General features: G+C 53.6%; 21 protein-coding genes and 2 pseudogenes. 15 read left to right on the plus strand and 8 right to left on the minus strand.

Translation table 11 applies throughout. The features are described from left to right. Positions 1 to 546, minus strand: a complete 546-nt coding sequence (locus INF68_RS04855) for a winged helix DNA-binding protein (protein ID WP_126786887.1) — start codon at positions 544 to 546, stop codon at positions 1 to 3. Between the two features lie 199 nt (positions 547 to 745). Between INF68_RS04855 and INF68_RS04860 the strand changes: the two genes are divergently transcribed. The 6 genes from INF68_RS04860 (at position 746) to INF68_RS04885 (ending at position 5040) form a co-directional block, all read left to right on the plus strand. Continuing rightward, the gene (locus INF68_RS04860) at positions 746 to 1468 is read left to right on the plus strand and encodes a DUF969 domain-containing protein (RefSeq protein ID WP_059445947.1); all 723 of its coding nucleotides are present in this window, start codon (positions 746 to 748) and stop codon (positions 1466 to 1468) included. Further along, the gene (locus tag INF68_RS04865; protein ID WP_047741882.1) at positions 1465 to 2451 is read left to right on the plus strand and encodes a DUF979 domain-containing protein; all 987 of its coding nucleotides are present in this window, start codon (positions 1465 to 1467) and stop codon (positions 2449 to 2451) included. The genes INF68_RS04860 and INF68_RS04865 overlap by 4 nt, the downstream gene beginning before the upstream one ends. A gap of 9 nt (positions 2452 to 2460) precedes the next feature. Beyond that, positions 2461 to 3456 carry a DUF2891 domain-containing protein gene (locus tag INF68_RS04870; protein WP_126786886.1) on the plus strand — a complete coding sequence of 332 codons (996 nt, stop codon included), beginning with the start codon at positions 2461 to 2463 and terminating at the stop codon, positions 3454 to 3456. Between the two features lie 143 nt (positions 3457 to 3599). After that, on the plus strand, positions 3600 to 4121 hold the full coding sequence (locus INF68_RS04875; protein ID WP_227412789.1) for a polymorphic toxin type 44 domain-containing protein: 522 nt from the start codon (positions 3600 to 3602) through the stop codon (positions 4119 to 4121). Continuing rightward, the gene (locus tag INF68_RS04880; protein WP_109844144.1) at positions 4099 to 4533 is read left to right on the plus strand and encodes a hypothetical protein; all 435 of its coding nucleotides are present in this window, start codon (positions 4099 to 4101) and stop codon (positions 4531 to 4533) included. The genes INF68_RS04875 and INF68_RS04880 overlap by 23 nt, the downstream gene beginning before the upstream one ends. A gap of 21 nt (positions 4534 to 4554) precedes the next feature. Then, positions 4555 to 5040: a type VI secretion system tube protein TssD gene (locus INF68_RS04885; protein WP_023311839.1), complete on the plus strand. Its 486-nt coding sequence runs from the start codon at positions 4555 to 4557 to the stop codon at positions 5038 to 5040. A 39-nt stretch (positions 5041 to 5079) separates the two neighbouring features. On the opposite strand, the gene INF68_RS04890 is transcribed toward INF68_RS04885, so the two are convergent. Then, positions 5080 to 6480: an MFS transporter gene (locus tag INF68_RS04890; protein WP_126786885.1), complete on the minus strand. Its 1401-nt coding sequence runs from the start codon at positions 6478 to 6480 to the stop codon at positions 5080 to 5082. A gap of 117 nt (positions 6481 to 6597) precedes the next feature. On the opposite strand from INF68_RS04890, the gene INF68_RS04895 reads away from it, so the two are divergent. After that, positions 6598 to 7503 carry a LysR family transcriptional regulator gene (locus tag INF68_RS04895; protein WP_126786884.1) on the plus strand — a complete coding sequence of 302 codons (906 nt, stop codon included), beginning with the start codon at positions 6598 to 6600 and terminating at the stop codon, positions 7501 to 7503. A 4-nt stretch (positions 7504 to 7507) separates the two neighbouring features. On the opposite strand, the gene INF68_RS04900 is transcribed toward INF68_RS04895, so the two are convergent. Further along, on the minus strand, positions 7508 to 8962 hold the full coding sequence (locus INF68_RS04900) for a Cu(+)/Ag(+) sensor histidine kinase (protein WP_126786883.1): 1455 nt from the start codon (positions 8960 to 8962) through the stop codon (positions 7508 to 7510). Next, positions 8952 to 9635: a copper/silver response regulator transcription factor gene (locus INF68_RS04905; RefSeq protein ID WP_029741284.1), complete on the minus strand. Its 684-nt coding sequence runs from the start codon at positions 9633 to 9635 to the stop codon at positions 8952 to 8954. The genes INF68_RS04900 and INF68_RS04905 overlap by 11 nt, the downstream gene beginning before the upstream one ends. A gap of 162 nt (positions 9636 to 9797) precedes the next feature. On the opposite strand from INF68_RS04905, the gene INF68_RS04910 reads away from it, so the two are divergent. From INF68_RS04910 to silA, 4 genes are read left to right on the plus strand one after another with little or no spacing between them, the layout of a single operon-like run. After that, on the plus strand, positions 9798 to 11183 hold the full coding sequence (locus INF68_RS04910) for an efflux transporter outer membrane subunit (RefSeq protein ID WP_126786882.1): 1386 nt from the start codon (positions 9798 to 9800) through the stop codon (positions 11181 to 11183). Between the two features lie 28 nt (positions 11184 to 11211). Beyond that, the gene (cusF, locus tag INF68_RS04915; RefSeq protein WP_126786881.1) at positions 11212 to 11553 is read left to right on the plus strand and encodes a cation efflux system protein CusF; all 342 of its coding nucleotides are present in this window, start codon (positions 11212 to 11214) and stop codon (positions 11551 to 11553) included. An 11-nt stretch (positions 11554 to 11564) separates the two neighbouring features. Beyond that, on the plus strand, positions 11565 to 12815 hold the full coding sequence (locus INF68_RS04920; protein ID WP_126786880.1) for an efflux RND transporter periplasmic adaptor subunit: 1251 nt from the start codon (positions 11565 to 11567) through the stop codon (positions 12813 to 12815). 10 nt (positions 12816 to 12825) lie between these two features. Further along, the gene (silA, locus tag INF68_RS04925; protein WP_193525272.1) at positions 12826 to 15966 is read left to right on the plus strand and encodes a Cu(+)/Ag(+) efflux RND transporter permease subunit SilA; all 3141 of its coding nucleotides are present in this window, start codon (positions 12826 to 12828) and stop codon (positions 15964 to 15966) included. A 43-nt stretch (positions 15967 to 16009) separates the two neighbouring features. Here silA and INF68_RS04930 read toward each other — a convergent pair whose 3' ends face one another. Both INF68_RS04930 and INF68_RS04935 read right to left on the minus strand, forming a co-directional pair. After that, positions 16010 to 16594: a hypothetical protein gene (locus tag INF68_RS04930; protein ID WP_193525271.1), complete on the minus strand. Its 585-nt coding sequence runs from the start codon at positions 16592 to 16594 to the stop codon at positions 16010 to 16012. Between the two features lie 15 nt (positions 16595 to 16609). Then, positions 16610 to 17575 (minus strand): hypothetical protein, encoded by a 966-nt coding sequence (locus tag INF68_RS04935; protein ID WP_063439400.1) that lies wholly within the window; start codon positions 17573 to 17575, stop codon positions 16610 to 16612. A 189-nt stretch (positions 17576 to 17764) separates the two neighbouring features. On the opposite strand from INF68_RS04935, the pseudogene INF68_RS04940 reads away from it, so the two are divergent. Both INF68_RS04940 and INF68_RS04945 read left to right on the plus strand, forming a co-directional pair. Next, positions 17765 to 18124: pseudogene (locus INF68_RS04940) on the plus strand (alpha/beta hydrolase); the annotation flags it as partial. A 262-nt stretch (positions 18125 to 18386) separates the two neighbouring features. Continuing rightward, positions 18387 to 18608, plus strand: a pseudogene (locus INF68_RS04945) (DUF4406 domain-containing protein); the annotation flags it as partial. Positions 18609 to 18646: 38 nt separating this feature from the next. On the opposite strand, the gene INF68_RS04950 reads toward INF68_RS04945, so the two are convergent. Beyond that, positions 18647 to 19420 carry a DeoR/GlpR family DNA-binding transcription regulator gene (locus INF68_RS04950; protein ID WP_126787360.1) on the minus strand — a complete coding sequence of 258 codons (774 nt, stop codon included), beginning with the start codon at positions 19418 to 19420 and terminating at the stop codon, positions 18647 to 18649. An 86-nt stretch (positions 19421 to 19506) separates the two neighbouring features. Between INF68_RS04950 and INF68_RS04955 the strand changes: the two genes are divergently transcribed. Both INF68_RS04955 and INF68_RS04960 read left to right on the plus strand, forming a co-directional pair. Beyond that, positions 19507 to 20091, plus strand: coding sequence for an NUDIX domain-containing protein (locus INF68_RS04955; protein WP_126787356.1), 585 nt, complete (start codon positions 19507 to 19509; stop codon positions 20089 to 20091). A gap of 302 nt (positions 20092 to 20393) precedes the next feature. After that, positions 20394 to 21086, plus strand: a complete 693-nt coding sequence (locus tag INF68_RS04960) for a LuxR family transcriptional regulator (protein ID WP_126787355.1) — start codon at positions 20394 to 20396, stop codon at positions 21084 to 21086. A 14-nt stretch (positions 21087 to 21100) separates the two neighbouring features. Here the strand turns inward: INF68_RS04960 and INF68_RS04965 are convergent, their stop codons facing one another. Then, a complete protein-coding gene (locus INF68_RS04965; protein WP_126787354.1) occupies positions 21101 to 21739 on the minus strand; it encodes an acyl-homoserine-lactone synthase in 639 nt (212 codons plus the stop codon). Between the last annotated feature and the right edge of the window lie 211 nt (positions 21740 to 21950).

Here is a 21950-nt window from a genome sequence, read left to right on the forward strand (position 1 = left end):
CTAGAGTGATGCCGCCGCGCGGGCGGCGGTGTCATACAGGGAGGAGATCGTGCGTAACAGCTGCGCGGTTTCGCCAATCGACTTCCCGGCTATGCCGCTCTCCGCGTGGATTGCGATCAGACACGCCTCCCGCACGTCCCGGTATTTCATGCACAACGCTTTTCCTTCCTCGGTAGTCGAGAAAAAGAGCTCTTTGCCCGCTTTCTCGCTCGTCACGTACCCCGCTTTGACCAGCTTTTTCAGGGCGTAGGTCACCACGTGGGTATCTTCCACGTTAAGAACGAAACAGATATCGGCCAGCTTTTTCTTGCGGTCGCGGTGGTTCACGTGATGCAGCAGCGAGACGTCAAATGCGCCCATATCGGGTTCGCCGGCTGCTGTCATGCAGCGCACCATCCATTTATTGAACGCGTTGCTGGTCATGATCAGCGCGTACTCCAGCTCTGACAGCTCCGCGCAGCGCTCGGACACCAGATGACGGGAAGAGACGATCCGGCCATCGTTGATATCGTCGCGATCGGTTGAAGCACTCTTTTTCGAGGTCATAACGTTCCTTAGCCAGAAATGTAAACTCATCGATAAAATAAGAACATTTTATTGATAATTTGTTTACATGTTTTTGAGGTTCAGATATAGCTTTTTAGCGCAGGTTTTCCGAAACCTGACGAAAAACACAACATCGCTCGCCGCAAATTAAAAAAATAGCCGTCGGCGCGCAACGCTCACTTTGGATAGGGTAAACGTTATGGACGGTACTACGCTGTTGCCGCTGATTGGGATACCGATCGTGGTTATTGGTTTTGCACTGCGCTTCAACCCGCTGCTGGTGGTCGTGGTGGCGGGGCTGGCGACGGGTCTGCTGGTCGGTATGGATTTCGGGATGCTGCTGGAGACCTTTGGCGAAAAGTTCGTGAATAGCCGATCGCTGGCGACCTTCATTCTGATCCTGCCCGTGATTGGTCTGCTGGAATATTACGGTCTCAAGGAGCGCGCCCAGGCCTGGGTGGCTAAGATCGCCAGTGCCACCTCGGCGCGTATTCTGATGCTCTATTTTGTCGCCCGTGAGGGCACCGCCGCGCTGGGGCTGATGTCGCTGGGCGGTCATGCTCAGACGGTGCGCCCGCTGCTGGCGCCGATGGCCGAAGGGGCGGCGCTGAACGAATACGGCGAGCTGCCGCAGCACATTCGCGACAAAATCAAAGCCCATGCCGCCGCGTGCGACAACATCGCGGTCTTCTTTGGCGAAGATATCTTTATTGCCTTCGGGGCGGTGCTGCTGATCGACGCGTTCCTGAAAGAAAACGGTATTGCGGGCATCGAACCGCTGCATATCGGCCTGTGGGCTATCCCAACCGCTATTGCGGCATTAGTTATTCATATGACGCGCCTGCTGCGCCTCGATGCCAGCATCCGTCGCGACGTCATGGCCTGGCGTGCAGAGCAGGACACGCAGGAGGCCGCGCAATGATGACGCTTATTACCATTAACCGCGTGTACTACCTGATCGGCTTCGTCGTGATGCTGCTGGTTGTGATGACCCTGCGCGATCGCGCCAATCCGAAGCGTTTTACTACTGCGCTGTTCTGGTTCTTGTTTGGCGGGATCTTCCTGTTTGGCGATCTGATGGTTCAGGAGCTGGGCAAATCGCTGGCGTACCGAATAATCGGCGGGGGCGTTATCGCTATCGCGCTGCTGGCGGGTTTTGGTCTTGTCGGGAAAGGGCACTATAAAATGTCCACCGAAGACGAACGTCTCGCGTCGTCAAATCGGCTTAAAAACTGGCTATTCCTGCCGGCGCTGATGATCCCTGTGGTGACGGTTATCGGGACGCTGTTCCTGAAGGGCGTGTCGATTGGCGGCGTTTATCTTCTCGACCAGAAGCAGCTCACCCTCGCGGCGCTGTGCGTGGCCTGCGTCGCGGCGATCCTCACCGGCTGGTGGCTGACCAAAGGCACGCCGCTGCACGCTATTCGCCAGTCTCGTCGTCTTGTCGATACCATCGGCTGGGCGGTGATCCTGCCGCAGATGCTGGCCATGCTCGGCGGCGTGTTCGTGGCTGCCAATACTGGTGATTCGGTTCAGAAGGTGGTGAGCCTGTTCGTTAACCCGGATAACCGCTTTATGCTGGTGGTGATTTACTGCGTGGGGATGGCGCTGTTTACCATGATCATGGGGAATGCGTTTGCGGCCTTCCCAGTGCTGAGCGCCGGCATCGCCTTGCCGTTCCTGATTAACGTGCATCACGGCAACCCGGCGCCGCTGCTGGCGATTGGCATGTACGCGGGCTACTGCGGCACGCTGATGACGCCGATGGCCGCTAACTTCAATATCGTTCCCGCCGCGCTGCTGGAGCTGAAAGACAAATATCAGGTGATCAAGATCCAGATCCCGACCGCGTTAACCCTGCTGGTGGTGAACGTGTTCCTCATGTATTTCCTCGTGTTTCGCTAAGGAGCTGTTATGGAATTAACGCAACATCAGGCTGACGCGTTTGCCCGCATGCCTTTGACCTATTTGCGCCAGGAATACCCGAACCACATCATGCACCTGCTGAATGATGATGGCGACGTGCTGCCGCCTCGCGAACTGCACCCGATTTTCTACGGCTGTTTTGACTGGCACTCGGCAGTGCACGGCTACTGGCTGCTGCTGCGCTGCGTGCGCCTCTACCCTGAACTGCCGAGCCGGGATGCGATCGTCGCGCTTGTCGACGAGCACCTGACGGACGAGAACGTGGCGAAGGAGCTGGCCTATTTCACCGCGCCATTCCGCGCCTCGTTTGAGCGCCCGTATGGCTACGGCTGGCTGCTGGCGCTGGCCCAGGAGCTAAAGCAGTCGTCGCTGCCGCAGGCCGCTGGCTGGTACCGGACGCTTGAGCCGATAACCCAGGATATTCGAAACCGGCTGGTGGATTATCTCAGCAAGCTCACCTATCCGATCCGCGTAGGCACGCACTACAACACGGCGTTTGCCCTCGCGCTGGCGCTGGATTACGCCCGCGCCGTGGAAGATAGCGCGCTTGAGCAGGCGATTGTGACGGCGGCGGAGCGGTTTTATCTCGCCGACACGCGCTATCCTGCCCACTACGAGCCCGGCGGCGATGAGTATATTTCCGGGGCGCTGACCGAGGCGCTGCTGATGAGCAAGGTGTTAAAAGACTTCCCGGCCTGGTTTGACGCGTTTCTGCCGGATGTCGGCTCCGTTGCGGCGCTGATGAACCCGGCGGAAGTGAGCGATCGTACCGACCCGAAAATTGCCCATCTCGACGGATTAAACCTCAGCCGCGCCTGGTGCATGAAGCATATTGCCAGAGCGCTTCCCGCTAGCCATCCGGCGCAGCAGGCGCTGCGCGAGGCGGTAGCGAAACACCTGACGGCTAGCGTTGAGCATGTTGTCGGCAGCCACTACAGCGGCGGGCACTGGCTGGCGAGCTTTGCGCTGCTGGCGCTGGAGTAAACGAACGCGCCGTCTTTCTTGCCGGGTGGCGCTGCGCTTACCCGGCCTACATTGTGCAAAGCTTCCTTGTAGGCCCGTGCAAGCGTAGCGCCGTCGGGCGAATCAGGCTGATGCCCGAACCACAGGGCGCAGCCTAAATTTCTTTGATTTTTAATGCGATCAATACCTTAATCGGTTATTTTTCCGTCATTTGTCTTGAAACAGATATCTTTTTTACTATCGCAAAAGTGTACGATACGCGGCCATATATCTATGTGAAAAGAATGGTTAATATGGCTGTTATACCTTTGTTACCAAAAGAAGGAATCGCGCTCGCATTAGCAAACATGAGGATTGCAAGAGCGCATGGTATGAGTAGAAATATGGCTATCCCTACAACCTATCTTTGGTTTTATCAAAAAGTAAGAAATAAGGGGCCGTGGGATTACAAGCAAGGACACCCTGAGTTAGCAAACTTTGGGAACTTCAATTATGGTTCGGCTGGCTATGCTGCCGGGATACCATCAGAAACGTTATTGATGGGGGCAGGATGGGCGCAGGAAAGAGCTAAAACCTCCAAAAAGAAATGGAGGCACTGGTATCAAAAACCGCCATATGGGGATGATCCTCACGATCAGTTTTGGATAAGTCAAGGGATTGAATATGCAAAGAAACACGGTTATTAAACGGCTTCATTGTTTACTCACAACGATTTTATTGATCGTTGTTTGCGGGTTTCTGACATATCAATACTATTTTAATGCACCTCCTCGCGATAGCTTTGTCAGCAAACAGAAACTATCTGATACCGTCACACTGTACATAACAAAGTATGATGACGGAGGAGCTACGGTGTCGGATATTTACCGCTTCTATTTAGATAAAGACAAAAGCGGGAACATTATGAAGGCCCTTAAAGATCGATCGCCGTTCCTTGAAGCCAATACAAGCAATGTTACAGCTTCTGCTTATGGGAACACGGTAAATATAAAAATCACAGGTAAGGTTTATTCATTCACTAATTCGGATCTGTTCTATGCAGATGGTGTAGCGATCATGCCTGTAATTAACCTCATAGCAAATGGAATAAGAGATTAATTAGCATAAGGAGTTTTAGAAATGGCTGTACCAGTACACCTCTTTTTGAAAGACGATGGTGGAGCAATGATCCGTGGCGGTTCTGATGTTGCAGACCGTGAAGGAAGCATAGAGCTTAGAGATCTTATCCATAACCTGAGCATTCCAACAGATGAGGCAACAGGTAAACTTACAGGTACAAGGCAACACTCAGCTTTCAGTTTAACAAAAGCAATTGATTCATCTTCACCCTATCTATACAAAGCAGTGGCTACAGGTCAAACGCTTCAAAGTGCTGAATTAAAGTTCTATCACATCAATGATGCTGGTCAGGAAGTGGAATACTTCAATATTCTTATGGAAGGTGTGAAAGTCATTTCAATAACTCCAGTTATGCATGATACAAGAGATTGTCCCGGTACTGGTCACCTGGAAAATGTATCTTTGCGATACGCAAAAATCACATGGAAAATCCTGGACGGAAATATTCAATACACTGATGCGTGGAATGAACGCCTTACAGCGTAGGCGTTATAAACGAGCAGCGCCGGAAGGCGCTGCAACAGTTTACGCTGATGCCCGAACTGCAGGGCGCAGCCGACTCACGCTAAATAACACCGATCCCGTTGAGGCTATCACGGCTATCCACAGCGCAAAATGCACGGCCCGGTCATGGTCTGATTCGATCGTCGCCAGCAGCACGCCCACCGCGGCGGCACCGAGACACTGGCCGAATGTCCTCACAATCGACAACACGCCGGAGGCGTAGCTGGCATATTCCCGCGCCACGTTAGAGAGCATCTCCCGGTTATTGGGGCTCTGGAAGCAGCCAAACCCAATCCCGCAAACCAGACTGCGCAGGCAGATATTCCATGCGGAAGGGCTTTCCGGCAGCGTCGCCAGCAGGATCAGCCCACCGACAAAAATCATTAGCCCGATTGTCGAGATCAGCGGCGCGGAAATCGTATCTGCCCAGCGCCCCGCGTGCGGTGCAATCAACACGATGCCAACCGGCCACGGGGTGAACAGCAGCGCGGAGACCACAGGGCTGTAGCCATACACGCTCTGAAACAGGAACGGCAGCGCGACAAAGGTGATGCCCTGACTGACAAACGAGGCCAGTGAGGTCAGGGCTGCGAGGGTAAAGCGTCCGTTTTTGAACATGACGGGCGGCAGTATGGGACTTTGCGCGCGCCGAATCCGCCAGATAAAGGCGAGGGCGCTAACCAGCGTGAGCAGCCCCCAGCCTGTGGCCGCCTGGTTAATTTCTTGCGTCACGCGCTGAAGGCTGTCGGCCAGCATAATCGCCGAACCTAACAGCGCGGCGGAGAGCACGGCGCCCGGCGCGTCAAAGGGCGAGCGGTCAATGGCCGTTTCCCGCGGCAAGGCCCGCCACGCCAGCAGCAGGGCAACGCTGCCCGGGACAATGTTAATGGCGAACAGCCACTGCCAGCTCAGCGCGTCCAGTATCGTTCCGCCCAGCACGGGGGCAATCGCCGTGCTGGAGGCGATAAGCAGGGCGTGCAGCCCCAAAATGCGGCCAAGCAGTCGACCCGGAAAAACGGAGCGCAGGATCGCCGGGGCGATACTCAGGGTGGCCGCGCCGCCGATGCCCTGCAGAATACGCATGCCGGTTAACATTTCCGGCGTTGCTGCCAGCGCGCAGCCGAGCGAGGTGAGCGTAAAGGTGGCAAGCCCGGCAAGAAACACCGGGCGATAGCCCACGCGCGCCGCCAGCGCCGCGAAGATGGCTAGCGTCATTGCCGCTGACAGCAGGTAACCGTTGGCGAACCAGACCGCAACGTTCGCGGGAACCTGCATCGCCCTTGCCATGGAGGGCAGCGCGATGTTGATCATGGTGCCGTCAAAGACGCCCATCAGCGTGGTGGTCATGACGGCGGCCATGACCCGGGCGCGTTCATGACCGGGTAAGCCTTCATCGCCGGGCAGGTTTGAAAATAGCGTCATCGTCGTTACTCCGCATAAGAATAGTGATGACGAAACTATAATCATGCGGTATACAGGGCGGAAGACGCAGCATTTGCACTTAATCGTTGCATATAACGCCTTATCTTAGGAGTCACCGTGGTCGATCCTGACTTTAACCTTCTGGTTGCGCTCGACGTTCTGCTGGCCGAAGCCAGCGTGGCGGGCGCGGCGCGACGTTTGAACCTCAGCACCTCTGCCATGAGCCGCACCCTGAGCAGGCTGCGGGAGGTGACAGGCGATCCGATCCTGGTACGGGCCGGTCGTCATATGGTGCTGACGCCCTGGGCCGAAGCCACGCGGGACCGCGCCAGAAGCGCCGTTCATGAGGCGAGGGCTGTGCTGCAGCCCTCCACCGACGCGCTCAAGGTGGAAAGCCTCGAGCGGCTGTTCACCATCAGAGCCAACGACGGTTTTGTGGTGGCGTTTGGGCCACTGCTGATTGCGGCGGTGGCGAGCGTTGCGCCCGGGGTGTGCATCCGCTTCTCGCCGAAACCTGAAAAAACCTCGCGCTATTTGCGTGAGGGGCTGGTCGACCTGGAGATCGGCGTGCAGAGCAATATGGGGCCGGAAATACGGCTGCAACGGCTCTTTCAGGATCGTTTTGTTGGCGCGGTGCGCAAGGGACATCCGCTGTCATTACAACCTGACGTCAGCCTTGACGATTATGTCGCGTGGGGCCATGTGGTGGCCTCACCGGACGGATCGCTACACGGGTTTGTCGATGACGCGCTGGCGGAACGGGGGATGAAACGCAAGGTCGCCAGCGTGGTGCCCGGATTTCCAACGGCACTATCCGTGGCGCTGGCGTCCGATCTCATTGCCATGGTGCCGGCGCTGTACCTGCTCAATCAGCCGATGAACGAGCGCGTGCACGTTTTTGAGCTGCCGTTTAAAACCCGGACCATTACGGTGTCACAGATGTGGCATCCGCGCATGGAACGGGACCCGGGGCATCGATGGCTCAGGGAAAAGGTGCTGGAAGTGTGTCGGACCGTGCGCTGACGCCTCAGGCCACTTTTCCCGGCACGGAGAGGATGAAGCGCGTCGATACCGCATCCGATTCCACGCGGACTTTTCCGTGGTGCGCGGTGACGATGGACTTCACGATGGCAAGCCCGATCCCGCTGCCTTCGCCTTTGCGCTGCCTCGACGGATCGACGCGATAGAAACGATCAAACAGCTTTGCCAGATGTTCCTGAGGGATCGGCTTACCGGGATTTTCTATCATCAGTTCAATGTCGTTATCCTGTTTTCTGAGTGAGACCGTCACCGTTTTGCCCGCTGGCGTATAGCGCAGGGCATTGGAGAGCAGATTATTTACTGCTCTTCTGAACATCTGCGGATCGCCTTCTATCAGGCAGGGCATCCCGTTAAATTTCAGCGTAACGTTGCGTTCTTCCGCCCAGGCTTCGAAGAAATCGAAGACTTTCATGACCTCCGCACTTAAATCAAACATCACCCGGTCAGGGATGAGCTGATTATTATCCGCCTGCGCCAGGAAAAGCATGTCGCTGACCATCCGGGTCATCCGGTTGTACTCTTCAAGGCTGGAGTACAGAACATCTTCCAGCTCTTTCTGCGAGCGGTTCTGGCTCAGCGCGATTTCCGTTTGCGTCACCAGGTTGGTGATGGGAGTTCTGATTTCATGCGCAATATCGGCGGAAAAATTCGCCTGACGGGTAAAGACATCTTCAATCTTTTCGATCATATGGTTGAAGGAGATGACCAGCTGTTCCAGCTCAACGGGCACGCGGGACGGCTCCAGCCGCGCGTCCAGGTTTTCTGAAGTGATATTTTTAATGGCGTTGCTGACGTTACGCAGGGGCAAATGTCCCTGACGAACCGCGATGCGAATGACAAGAATAATCAGCAGGCTGATCGCCGCGGCAATCGCCAGGAGATTCTTTTTCAGCGCCTCAAGGTAGTGCAGATGAAAATTGATGGAGAGCCCGATAAGCATGACGTAGCCCTGCGTTTTGCCCTGCAGCGTCGCCGTGCCTGAAGAGGCGATAATCCGGTAGGTTTCCATTTTCATGTCGGACCCGGCGTGCATGGGGTTGGCCGGGTCCTCTACCGTCCAGAGAAACACATCCTGCGCGCGGCGGTGTTCGCTAAAGTTCGCCGTGTTCATTGCCGGGCGCAAAGCCGCCCCTTGCGCCGAGCTGAACAGGGTATTGCCCTGCGGATCCAGAAGCAGAACGACCACGTTGCGGTAGCTGGCCATCGACTCTTTGATTTTACTGATTTTCTTTTGGTCAGGATCGCCCGGAGACTGCAGGATGCGGTGCATCGCGGTGCTGATTTGCTGCAGATCGCTGACATCCTGCTCGGCGAAATGCTTTTCAACGGAATGCAGCATAAACCAGGTAAAGGCGAAAAAGGCCAGTATCGTGGAGAGGCTGATGAAGAAGGTCAGCCGCAGGGCAAGTGAAAAAGGGCGCCTGGCAAGCTTAACGCGCATCCGGTACCTCCAGCATATAGCCCACGCCGCGCACCGTCTGGATCAGCTTCGGTTCAAAATCGTTATCGATTTTCGCCCGAAGCCGCTTTACCGCCACGTCAATCGCGTTTGTGTCGCTGTCAAAATTCATGTCCCACACCTGGGAGGCAATCAGGGAGCGGGGAAGCACCTCTCCCTGATGACGCATGAAAAACTCCAGCAGGCTGAACTCTTTGCTGGTTAACGAGATGCGGCTTCCGGCCCGGCTTACTTTTCTCGACACGAGGTCAACCGTCAGGTCTGCCACCTGAAGCTGGCTTTCCGCAATCACCGTATTTCCGCGTCTCAGCAGCGTCCTCACCCGGGCGAGCAGCTCAGCAAAGGCGAAAGGCTTAATCAGATAGTCATCTGCGCCCAGCTCAAGCCCTTTAACCCGGTGTTCAATCGTGCCGAGAGCCGTGAGTAACAGGATGGGCATCCCTTTTCCGGCAGAGCGGAGCATGCGGACAATGTCCCAGCCGTTCACATCGGGCAGCATGATATCCAGAATCAGCAGATCGTATTCAGCGGTCATGGCGAGATGGTAGCCGTTCAGGCCGTTATCCGCGTGGTCCACAACAAACCCCGCTTCAGTCAGCCCCTTACTCAGGTACTCACCGGTTTTCATTTCGTCTTCGACGATCAGTATTTTCATCGTGCTCCCCTGACTGGCTGCTGATGACATTCTAGTGAGCGTACCGCCGTTAACAATGACTTACGCTAAAAATGACAACATTGTCATTATCCTGTCACCCGTCAAACAGGATGCGTTGCGTAGAGTAGCCCTAAAACTACTCTGGACTTTATTTGAACCGTTATGTTTCTGTTAAAACGACTAAGCATCAGTACGGTATTTATTCTGGCAGGCTGCGTCTCGCTGGCTCCGGAGTACCAGCGGCCGGAAGCACCTGTCCCCCGGCAGTTTTCGCTCTCCCGTAACGGCCTGACGCCCGCGGCGGCGGGGTATCAGGACACCGGCTGGCGCAACTTTTTCGTCGATCCTCAGGTTGCAGGGCTGATTACGGAGGCCCTGAAGAACAATCGCGATCTAAAAATGGCCGCCCTGAAGGTCGAGGAAGCCCGGGCGCAGTTCAACGTGACGGATGCGGACCGCTATCCTCAGCTGAATGCCTCCTCGGGCATCACGTACAGCGGCGGGCTGAAAAGTGACAAACCCACCGCGCAGCAGTACGACGCGGGCATTGCGCTTAGCTACGAACTCGACTTCTTCGGCAAGCTGAAGAACATGAGCGATGCCGACCGACAAAACTATTTCGCGAGTGAAGAGGCCCGTCGCGCGGTGCATATCCTGCTCGTCTCTAACGTGTCGCAGAGCTATTTCAACCAGCAGCTGGCGTATAAACAGCTGCGCATCGCGCGGGATACGCTGAACAATTACCAGCAGTCTTATGCGTTCGTTGAGCAGCAGCTGGTGACGGGCAGTACGAACGTCCTGGCGCTGGAACAGGCCCGGGGACAGATCGAAAGCACGCAGGCAGAGATTGCCAAAAGAGAGGGTGAGCTGGCGCAGGCCAATAATGCCCTGCAGCTGGTCCTCGGCACGTATCGCGCGCTGCCGGGCGACGGCGGCATGAACGCCAGCGACGTTGCGCCGGTAAAACTGCCTCCTCATCTTTCCTCCGCAATACTGCTGCAGCGCCCGGATATTATGGAAGCGGAGTATCAGCTTAAAGCGGCCGATGCGAATATCGGTGCGGCGCGCGCCGCCTTTTTCCCGTCGATTTCCCTGACCAACGGGCTTTCCACAGGTAGTACGGAATTATCCAGCCTGTTCACGTCAGGGAGCGGGATGTGGAATTTTATTCCTAAAATCGAAATTCCCATTTTTAATGCGGGCAGGAATAAGGCCAATCTGAAGCTGGCTGAAATTCGCCAGCAGCAGTCGGTGGTTAATTACGAACAAAAAATTCAGTCCGCCTTCAAACAGGTTGCCGACGCGCTCGCGCTGCGGGACAGCATTAACCAGCAGCTTGCTGCACAGCAGCGGTATCTTGATTCGCTACGCATCACCCTGCAGCGGGCCAGAGGGTTATATTCCAGCGGCGCGGTCAGCTATATCGAAGTGCTTGACGCGGAGCGTTCTCTTTTCTCTACCCAGCAAAATATTCTCGACCTTATTTATGCCCGGCAGGTTAATGAAATTAATCTCTTCACCGCGCTCGGCGGCGGTTGGGTCGAATAACGTTATTTAATTAAACAGGAAAATAATCATGCACAATTCACTTAAGGCCGTTGTATTTGGTGCGATCTCCATTGTGTTTTCTGTCAGCCTCCAGGCTGAGGATCATCAGCACGAGATGATGAATGCTGCCAGCGAAGGGGCCTCAGAGCAGGTCATCACGGGGGCCGGCATCGTGAAGGACATTGATCTTACGAATAAAAAAGTCACAATTTCCCATGAAGCGATCCCGGAAATTGGCTGGCCCGCGATGACCATGCGTTTCACGTTTATTCAGGCTGACGAGAGTATCAATGCCTTAAAAGTCGGCAGCCAGGTGAATTTCTCGTTTGTTCAGCAGGGCAATCTTTCTTTACTCAAGAGCATTAAATAGCGAGACGCGGCATGGCCTCAGTAAAAATAAAATATGCTGCCATGATAGTCAGCAGCCTTATTGCGGGAGGGCTGATATCGGTGACGGCATGGCAGGCGTTTCATTCATCTGAAAAAACAGAAAATAGAACCTCTGAAAGAAAGGTACTTTTCTGGTATGACCCGATGAAGCCAGACGTTAAATTCGATAAGCCCGGCAAATCGCCGTTTATGGATATGGATCTGGTACCGAAATATGCGGATGAAAACGACAATAAAAGCAGTGCCGGTATCCGTATTGATCCGACACAGGTTCAGAACCTCGGATTAAAAACGCAAAAGGTGACGCGCGGAACGCTGAACTATGCCCAGACCATCCCGGCCAACGTCAGCTATAACGACTATCAGTTTGTCATTGTGCAGGCGCGCGCGGAAGGCTTTGTGGAAAAAGTGTACCCGCTGACGACGGGCGATAAGGTGAAGAAAGGCACGCCGCTCGTTGATATTACCATTCCTGACTGGGTAGAGGCGCAGAGCGAGTTTCTGCTGTTATCCGGCACCGGCGGAACGCCGACGCAAATCAAAGGGGTTCTCGAACGGCTTCGGCTGGCGGGTATGCCGGATGAGGATATTCAGAGGCTGCGTGCGACCCGCACTATCCAGACCCGGTTTACCATCAGGGCGCCGATCGACGGTGCGATCACGGCCTTTGACCTGCGTACCGGCATGAATATTTCCAAAGATAAGGTGGTAGCGCAAATTCAGGGGATGGATCCGGTCTGGATCGGCGCGGCAGTGCCTGAATCCATTGCTTATCTGCTAAAAGAGACCTCGCAGTTTGCGGTTTCGATACCGGCTTATCCGGATAAATCCTTCCCGGTTGAAAAATGGAGTCTTCTGCCGAGCGCGGATCCAACCACCCGTACGCTGCAGGTGCGCCTGCAGGTCGATAACAAGGATGAGCTGCTGAAACCGGGCATGAACGCGTACCTGAAGCTGAATACCCAAAGCCAGGAAATGCTGCTGATCCCCTCCCAGGCCGTTATCGATACCGGCAAAGAACAGCGCGTGATTACGGTTGATGCGGACGGGAATTTTGTACCGAAAAGGATCCACGTTCTGCATGAATCTCAGCAGCAGTCCGGCATTGAGAGCGGACTGGAAGAGGGGGAGTCGGTGGTGGTCAGCGGTCTGTTCCTGATTGACTCGGAGGCCAATATTACCGGTGCGCTGGAGCGCATGCGCCACGCCGAAGCTGCTGACGGCGCGCACTCTGGCCATTAAGGAGACGATGATGATTGAATGGATTATCCGGCGGTCGGTCGCCAACCGTTTCCTGGTCATGATGGGGGCGCTGTTCCTCAGCGTCTGGGGCACCTGGACGATTATTAACACGCCAGTCGATGCCTTGCCCGATCTCTCTGACGTTCAGGTGATTATCAAAACCAGCTATCCCGGCCAGGCCCCGCAGATTGTTGAAAACCAGGTCACCTATCCACTCACGACCACCATGCTGTCGGTTCCCGGCGCAAAGACCGTGCGCGGTTTTTCGCAGTTTGGCGATTCGTACGTGTACGTCATTTTTGAAGACGGCACCGATTTGTACTGGGCCCGTTCGCGCGTGCTGGAGTATCTGAACCAGGTTCAGGGCAAGCTGCCTGCCGGCGTGAGCTCTGAAATTGGTCCAGATGCCACGGGAGTGGGCTGGATATTTGAGTATGCGCTGGTGGATCGCAGCGGAAAACACGATCTCGCTGAGTTGCGCTCATTGCAGGACTGGTTCCTGAAATTTGAATTGAAAACTATCCCGAACGTGGCCGAAGTGGCCTCCGTCGGCGGCGTGGTGAAGCAGTATCAGATCCAGGTTAATCCGTTAAAACTGGCTCAGTACGGCATTAGCCTGCCGGAGGTTAAGCAGGCCCTTGAGTCGTCTAACCAGGAGGCGGGGGGATCGTCAGTTGAAATGGCGGAAGCGGAGTATATGGTCCGCGCCAGCGGCTATCTGCAGACGATGGACGATTTTAATAACATCGTCCTGAAAACCGGCGAGAACGGGGTACCGATTTACCTTCGCGATGTTGCCCGCGTACAAACGGGGCCGGAAATGCGCCGCGGTATTGCCGAGCTGAACGGGCAGGGGGAAGTTGCGGGTGGCGTGGTCATCCTGCGTTCGGGCAAAAATGCGCGTGAAGTCATCACGGCGGTGAGAGATAAGCTGGAGACGCTGAAGGCCAGCCTGCCGGAAGGGGTTGAGATTGTGACCACCTACGATCGCAGCCAGCTCATCGATCGGGCAATCGACAACCTGAGTTCCAAACTGCTTGAAGAGTTTATCGTGGTGGCCATCGTCTGCGCCCTGTTCCTGTGGCACGTTCGATCTGCGCTGGTCGCGATTATCTCTCTGCCGCTTGGCCTGTGTATTGCCTTTATCGTCATGCATTTCCAGGGATTGAACGCCAACATTATGTCGCTGGGAGGCATTGCCATTGCCGTCGGCGCGATGGTGGATGCCGCTATCGTCATGATTGAAAACGCGCACAAACGGCTCGAAGAGTGGGATCACCAGCATCCGGAAGAGCAGATTGATAACGCCACCCGCTGGAAGGTGATCACCAATGCCTCTGTCGAGGTTGGCCCGGCGCTGTTTATCAGCCTGCTGATCATCACCTTATCCTTCATTCCCATCTTTACTCTTGAGGGGCAGGAAGGGCGGCTGTTTGGTCCGCTGGCTTTCACGAAAACGTACTCCATGGCGGGCGCGGCCGCGCTGGCTATCATCGTTATCCCCATCCTGATGGGGTTCTGGATCCGGGGTAAGATTCCCGCTGAGACCAGTAACCCGTTGAACAGGCTACTGATTAAAGCCTATCACCCGCTACTGATTAAGGTGCTCCGATGGCCAAAAACAACCCTGCTGGTTGCGGCCTTGTCCATCTTCACGGTGATCTGGCCTCTCAGCCAGGTGGGCGGCGAGTTCCTGCCGAAGATCAACGAAGGCGATCTGCTGTATATGCCGTCAACGTTGCCGGGCGTTTCTCCGGCAGAAGCGGCCGCGCTGTTACAGACCACGGACAAACTCATCAAAACCGTACCTGAAGTGGCCTCGGTGTTTGGCAAAACCGGCAAGGCCGAAACGGCAACGGATTCCGCGCCGCTCGAAATGGTGGAAACCACCATTCAGCTTAAACCCGAGGACCAGTGGCGGCCCGGTATGACGATTGACAAGATTATTGACGAACTCGACAAGACCGTTCGTTTGCCTGGCCTGGCGAACCTCTGGGTACCGCCGATCCGCAACCGGATAGACATGCTTTCCACCGGGATCAAAAGCCCGATTGGTATCAAGGTGTCGGGTACCGTTTTGTCGGATATCGACGCCACGGCGCAGAGCATCGAGACGGTAGCCAAAACGGTGCCGGGCGTGGTGTCTGCCCTGGCTGAACGTCTGGAGGGCGGGCGCTACATTGACGTCGATATCAACCGGGAAAAAGCCTCGCGCTACGGGATGACGGTGGGCGATGTACAGCTCTTTGTCTCCTCGGCCATCGGCGGCGCGACCGTAGGGGAAACGGTGGAAGGCGTCGCCCGGTACCCGATTAATATCCGCTATCCTCAGGACTACCGGAACAGCCCGAACGCGTTGAAGCAGATGCCGATCCTGACGCCGATGAAACAGCAGATCACGCTGGGCGATGTGGCGGATATCAACGTGGTTTCCGGCCCCACGATGCTGAAAACGGAGAATGCCCGGCCTGCGAGCTGGATTTATATCGATGCCCGCGGCAGGGATATGGTGTCGGTGGTGAACGACATTAAGAAGGTTATTAGTCAGAACGTAAAGCTGAGGCCGGGCACCAGCGTCTCATTCTCCGGGCAGTTTGAGCTGCTCGAACACGCCAACAAGAAACTGAAGCTGATGGTGCCGATGACGGTGATGATCATCTTCATTCTGCTGTATCTGGCATTCCGTCGCGTGGATGAAGCGCTGCTGATCCTGATGAGCCTGCCGTTCGCCCTGGTCGGGGGAATTTGGTTCCTTTACTGGCAGGGCTTCCATATGTCTGTGGCAACCGGCACCGGTTTTATCGCTCTGGCCGGGGTGGCAGCAGAATTTGGGGTGGTCATGCTGATGTATTTGCGTCATGCCGTTGAGGCTCAGCCGGCGTTGTCCCATCGGGACACGTTCACTGAACAGGGGCTGGATGACGCCCTTTACCATGGCGCCGTGCTGCGCGTGCGGCCAAAGGCGATGACCGTCGCGGTGATTATTGCCGGTCTGCTGCCCATTCTTTGGGGAACGGGTGCAGGGTCAGAGGTCATGAGCCGGATAGCGGCGCCCATGATTGGCGGGATGATCACGGCGCCGCTGTTATCGCTGTTTATTATTCCGGCGGCGTATAAGTTAATTTGGTTGCGCAGGCATAAAAAGCCATAAAAAAAAACCGCCAGCGATGGCGGTTTTTTTACGGAATGAACGCTTAGCGCGCTGTTTTAGCGCGCGTCTGGCTGAGAAGCTTGCGCCAGGCACGATTATGCAGAGTAAACAGCAGCATCTTATAGAAGGCGGTGGAAAGGATACAGCTGCCGCTAAGCATTAGCATGACGATACTCACTAGCGCCGCGGTCAGACTGACGCCCGGAGCAGTGCTACCGCTCATCGCGACCAGCAGATAGGCTGCTGTTAATACCAGGCTTATCACCGCCAGCGTAAGGTGTAACCGCACGGCGCGCATGCTGCCTTTGCCAATCATAAACATCGTCACGCCGTTAAGGCCAGCGAACAGAAGGGCGATCAGGACAACCCAGACGAATACGTGTTCCGCTGGCTGGTCGAGTCCGGCGAGTACGCCATACCCCAGCCACAGCTGAGGAATAGCGAAACTGACAATCACCCCGAGGGTACTAATCGCCGCTGGAATACCCATGGTGTGTAGACCTACAGGTTTGCCCATTTCGTCAGCCAACTCAGTCTTTAGCTGTTGCAGCTGTGTCGGGGAGGCATTGCTTATGCTGGTAGCCACCTCGTTACAGCGTTGCAGGCGGCGGGAAAAAACTTTAACCATTTGAATACTCAGCGTTTAGTTAGACGAAAATGACTGCAACAGACCGACTACATAGCGCCCGGACTGGACGGTGTTTTGAGGATTGCGGATCGTCCCCGTGAGTGAACTGCCAACAAAGGCCGATGCGTTGTTCACAGCACTCATCAGCTCACGTTGCAGTGATTTCTGTAATGATTCGCTGGGGAAACGTTTCGGGTAGACGCCTGCGCGGATCGCTGCCTTCACACCGGCGCTGGAAATACCTGGATTCTGCGCTTTAATGATCTCTTCTGTGATGCGCTTACGCTCGGCACGGCTCAGGCTTTGGAACCAGGCGGTAACTTTACTTGAGGATGCCGCTTTCATCAGCTTGTACGTTTCTAAAGTACCTCGCAGCGCGGTTCCTGCCGCAGCCAGCGAAATGACATCCAAAACCGTCGTGGTAGCTACATACCAGTCCTGGCTGTCGAGCCAGGCAACATCGGAACCATGATCGTTATGGATAGCCAGCAGACGGCCCGCGCCAATCATGCATTGTGCGCCCGTTGCCAGCGTACCGGACAGGCTAATCGCAGCAATCACACCAGACCCGCCAGCGGTAAAAGGCACTGCCGCACCGGCTCCAAACGCCATAACAAGCGTAACAATCATCGCGCCACAGGCAAAACCGGTTGAGGTAATTTCCGTAGCAAGTGAGGGAGTCGTTAGCGTCGCCACCACAGCTTTTTCTGCACTGATTTCCTTAGCATCCGGAATTTTACTGATTACCACATGGCTGACGGTGCTCTGATTCACATCTGCAATGCGGCGTGAAGGGCGTACCAGCCAGCGCTGTTTGCCATCATCAAAAATGATGCCGACATTGTAAAAATTACGCGTGCAGTCGAGTTGGGCGGCCAGCTTTTTAAAATCGATATCAGCACCGGTTTGTAGTCCCAGGCTGCGCGAAAGGTCATAAGAGGGAAGGGTGCTGTCAGGCGACTGCTGACCTGGTAAGTTCATCGGGGAAGCTCCTTCATTCCGTGAGGACAATTAATTAGCAGGGTAATTTATTGAAGAAATTTATGATTCGAACACTAAGACTTAGATAATAGCAGCGTTAACTCGGTGAGCAAATGATATTGCTTGACTAAAATGTAAACGATACCAGGGGGTATTAAACCTTACCCGCAGACTCTCTTAATTCAGTAATTGAAGGGCAGTGAAGCACAGTTCCTCGTGGACTATGCGGACTATTACATGACCAAGCGCGGATATCATCCACGAGCCGTCAACTCTGGCAATTAATGGTCCGTGACAACGCCGATGTCCTTCATGAATTTCCCGCTGATGACTTACATTAGGGAAATTTCTCCGCGTCCAATCCTGTTCATTCATGGCGAAAAAGCGCATTCGCTTTACTTCTCCAGAACGGCTTATGAAGCGGCAAATCAGCCAAAAGAGCTGCTGATTGTTAAAGATGCCACGCATGTCGATTTATATGATCGTATGGATAAGATCCCGTTCGATAACATCACGGCATTCTTCAATAAATATCTGAATAAAAGATAACTTCCTCAGTAATCAATGCAGTGACCCAAAGGTCACTGCATTGATTTGAGAGGGAAGGCAACTATGAGGGTTTTGACTGAACGGTTGATAGCTTCTTCTCTGATGCCCATACCTAATTTAACATAATATACATTATGCGCACCAATATGGGATCAGAAGAAATCTGGTATTTTATGGGCATCGTTTGTGGCGTTGGCCTGAATGCTAATGACCTCTGAGTGTGTCTTCTCACGTGCTGCTATCGTCAAGCTGATCATCTAACGAATGGCTGGCTTTGCCGTTGGCAAAAGCCGCAGGTTCGAAAGCAGTTGGTGATGAAATCAGTGAAGCGATGCTGTACCCCGTTGCTCACCGGCTAATAGCTAAATGTGATGACATTTATCGTATTGCCGGTCCGTCTAAAGGTGCCGATATGGACATTGAGGTTGCCCGCAAATATGGCCTGAAGGTTTATACCGCACTTGAGAACATTCCTGAGGCTTAAGGCAGTCCGCCAGCCAGCCTGTGAGCACAGGCTGGCTATCAGAGAGTGTCACTCTCTGAGGTCAACACGACGGAGACTCCCTTTTCCGATACCGCGCGGATCCACTCCTTATCGGTATGGTCTTCAACGATAATGGTGTTCACCGACGACACATCGCCAATGACAAACGAAGACGCTGTGTTGATCTTTTCCGGAGAAGCCAGCACAACCGTCTCCGCGGCTCTGCCGGAAAATGCACGTTTGATGCACGCTTCTTCGAAATCGCCGGTTGTCAGCCCCGCCTCAGGATGGATCCCGGTCACGCCCATAAAGAACAGATCTGCATGAATATTTTCGATGCCTTCGATGGCCGCTGCGCCGACCGCAACAATCGAGTGCTTATACAAGCGACCGCCAATCAGAATCACCTCGATGGACGGATGATCCACAAGCCCCAGGGCGATGCTCGGACTGTGCGTAACCACCGTGATGCGCAGATCAGGAGGGAAAAACGTAATCAGCTCCGAAGTAGTCGTGCCACCGTCAACGATCACCACCTGGCCTGATGAAATCAGCTGCGCGCCTTTGCGGGCGACCCGTTTTTTCGCATCAATTTTCACGGATTGCCGTTCGGCAAAGGGAGCAATAGCAGAAGATGACGGCAGCGCGCCGCCGTGAACGCGCTGCAAACGCCCTTCTGCCGCCAGCTCGCGCAAATCACGCCTGATGGTGTCTTCAGAGACATCAAAGAACATGCTGAGCGCTTTTGACTGGACCTGGCCTTCGGTGCCGAGCTTTTCGAGGATCAATTGTTTTCGCTGACTGGTGAGCATCATGAATTCCTGATGTTGCATGTTTTATCTTGAAAGTGCACGACAATGCTGTTTATGATAATTACTCTACGTAAGGAGGAACAAACGTGCAATCAAAACGTGCAGATGTGCGCATCATTGACAGTGAAACCCTGTCAGATAACTGGTACAACCTTAAAAAGTACACCTTCGACCTGCAGCGCCGTGACGGCGAATGGCAACGACAGCAACGAGAGGTCTACGACCGTGGCAACGGCGCGACTATTCTTCTCTACAACCGTGAGAAAAAAACGGTGATCCTGACGCGCCAGTTTCGCTTCCCTGTTTTTATCAACGGCCATGAGGACGATTTAATCGAAGCCGCGGCGGGACTGCTGGACAATATGGATCCCGAAAGCCGCATAAAAGCAGAGGCGGAAGAAGAGACAGGGTTTCAGGTTTCGAGCGTGCAGAAAATCTTTGAAGCCTATATGAGCCCGGGCTCCGTCACGGAAAAGCTCTATTTTTATCTTGCCGAGTACCAGCCGAAAGACAGAACCGGCGCAGGCGGCGGAATCAAGGCTGAGGGAGAAGATATTGATGTGATGGAAATGACGCTCGAAGAGGCATTACGCGGCATTGAAACAGGCAAGATTGTCGACGGTAAAACCATTATGCTGCTTTATCATATTGCTCTTAAAGGCATTATGTAGACCGCGGGTTAAAATCCTGAATTTGAATCTGGGTCGGTACGCTTTTTGATTACTCAAATGTAAAGCGGAAAACCTCCTAAATTTTGCAGCCTACTATATTTAGTGAACTATTTCGGGATTTGACAAAATCTTCAAAAATTCGCCGAGTCATCTGCATTTGCCATTAGAAATGCCACACGTTGGCCAGGCTACCACTTGAGGTAGCCTGTCTTATCTGTTGGCTGGATTAAAATGCGACTCGCTACAGATAACGAAGCATATTATACTTGCTCCTCCACTCGAACAGGAGGCAAGCAACTCACGTGAAGGACACATATTACAACGACATAGCGATCAATACGCTAATTCAGAGTGAGCTGGACGCGTTTTTTGAAGATTTCAAAGGGATCGTCTTCGCCTACGCCATTATGAACAAGAAAGATCCTTCACAGATGCGGATAATCAATAACAGCCCCGAGTGGTTTGATATCTACCTCGACAGGAAATATCAGTTCATTGACCCTGTTATCATTCGGGCTTTGCGCTGTGTTGAAGATTTTTTCTGGGAAAGTGATGTCATCCTGTCTGATGGTTATAACCTGACGCGCATTTTCCACGAAAGCGTCCAGTATGATATCTACCAGGGGCAGACGTTCCCTCTGCATGACTATCTGAATAATCTTGTCGTCTTATCCGTCATCAGTCCTAAGCATTCTGGCATTGACATAGAGAAGTATCGGCCGCAATTTCTACGCTTCCTTGTTCAGTTACATCAGAAGACACTCAATCTGTATAGTCAGCATCAGCAGAAAAAGAATGTTTTCTTGTCGCCACGTGAGCGCCAAATCCTTAAATGGGTCAGCGCCGGGAAAACCTACGCAGAAATTTCTGTTATTTTGTCTATTGCTGAACGCACCGTTAAATTCCATATGGGGAATGTAATGAAAAAACTCGGTGTGAATAATGCCAGACACGCAATTAAACTTGGAACAGAACTACGATTACTGGACGACTGAGCCTCAGCCACTGGTTATAAGTGGCGTAAATGCTCCAGCATTTCGCGAAGGCAGTGACTGGATTTATCTTTGCTAATAATGCCTTCAATAATGTTGATACTGGCAGGCATAAATATATAGTAAATAACCTCCCCTTTTTCAGACAAGCCACGTTGAATAACTTCAACTTTCCAGTTTGCATGGCGAAAAATGGCATACATACCACGACTGACTACTGCGTACATTCCATGATATTTACTCTTAATGCAATAAATATTCATCGCAAGAAACAATGCCTTACTGGCGGGCACGCCCTGCAGACTTGAGGAGTCTCGTCTTTCTTTATCTAAAAATAAACGGCTAATTTCACAGCAGGGAACATCTGTCGGTAAAATAATGGTTTCGGCAAAATAATTGTGAAAAATTTCACTTATCATTGTCGGATGCGTCGAGTTAATGAATCGCGCGCCGCATAACAACTCTCCCTCATACATACCCAACAAGTATGTCGTGTTTGGGTTGTCAAATTGATCCTTTTCCATATCTTCAACGCATTCAACTTTCCAGTCGAGTCGGTCCCGAAAGGTTTTTCTCCTGAGTCGGAAGAGTTCGCGGGCTAATGCTGACGGTAAATCATCGTAATCATGCAAAAAAAACTCAATAACAGAATTCATTGCTCTTATTCCTGATAATAACACCTGAAACTATTATCCCCTGTCTTTTAGGACAGCTTTCATTGTGCATGGTATTCCTTATACTTGAAAAGTACCTGGCCACTAAGTTCTCGTGAAACTCAGTGGCCAGGAGGTCAAAGACCTACGAAACACCAGGGATATATCCATTCATGATTATCTAATATTTATAGTTTCGGGTACAGAGCGTAAG

Source organism: Enterobacter cloacae complex sp. P16RS2 (assembly GCF_014982155.1).
Classification (GTDB): Bacteria; Pseudomonadota; Gammaproteobacteria; order Enterobacterales; family Enterobacteriaceae; genus Enterobacter; species Enterobacter cloacae_M.

Coding starts and splice junctions, on each gene's coding strand:
- INF68_RS04855 (WP_126786887.1), bottom strand. CDS start 546: ATGACCTCGAAAAAGAGTGCTTCAACCGATCGCGACGATATCAACGAT.
- INF68_RS04860 (WP_059445947.1), top strand. CDS start 746: ATGGACGGTACTACGCTGTTGCCGCTGATTGGGATACCGATCGTGGTT.
- INF68_RS04865 (WP_047741882.1), top strand. CDS start 1,465: ATGATGACGCTTATTACCATTAACCGCGTGTACTACCTGATCGGCTTC.
- INF68_RS04870 (WP_126786886.1), top strand. CDS start 2,461: ATGGAATTAACGCAACATCAGGCTGACGCGTTTGCCCGCATGCCTTTG.
- INF68_RS04880 (WP_109844144.1), top strand. CDS start 4,099: ATGCAAAGAAACACGGTTATTAAACGGCTTCATTGTTTACTCACAACG.
- INF68_RS04885 (WP_023311839.1), top strand. CDS start 4,555: ATGGCTGTACCAGTACACCTCTTTTTGAAAGACGATGGTGGAGCAATG.
- INF68_RS04890 (WP_126786885.1), bottom strand. CDS start 6,480: ATGACGCTATTTTCAAACCTGCCCGGCGATGAAGGCTTACCCGGTCAT.
- INF68_RS04900 (WP_126786883.1), bottom strand. CDS start 8,962: ATGCGCGTTAAGCTTGCCAGGCGCCCTTTTTCACTTGCCCTGCGGCTG.
- INF68_RS04905 (WP_029741284.1), bottom strand. CDS start 9,635: ATGAAAATACTGATCGTCGAAGACGAAATGAAAACCGGTGAGTACCTG.
- INF68_RS04910 (WP_126786882.1), top strand. CDS start 9,798: ATGTTTCTGTTAAAACGACTAAGCATCAGTACGGTATTTATTCTGGCA.
- cusF (WP_126786881.1), top strand. CDS start 11,212: ATGCACAATTCACTTAAGGCCGTTGTATTTGGTGCGATCTCCATTGTG.
- INF68_RS04920 (WP_126786880.1), top strand. CDS start 11,565: ATGGCCTCAGTAAAAATAAAATATGCTGCCATGATAGTCAGCAGCCTT.
- silA (WP_193525272.1), top strand. CDS start 12,826: ATGATTGAATGGATTATCCGGCGGTCGGTCGCCAACCGTTTCCTGGTC.
- INF68_RS04930 (WP_193525271.1), bottom strand. CDS start 16,594: ATGGTTAAAGTTTTTTCCCGCCGCCTGCAACGCTGTAACGAGGTGGCT.
- INF68_RS04935 (WP_063439400.1), bottom strand. CDS start 17,575: ATGAACTTACCAGGTCAGCAGTCGCCTGACAGCACCCTTCCCTCTTAT.
- INF68_RS04950 (WP_126787360.1), bottom strand. CDS start 19,420: ATGCTCACCAGTCAGCGAAAACAATTGATCCTCGAAAAGCTCGGCACC.
- INF68_RS04965 (WP_126787354.1), bottom strand. CDS start 21,739: ATGAATTCTGTTATTGAGTTTTTTTTGCATGATTACGATGATTTACCG.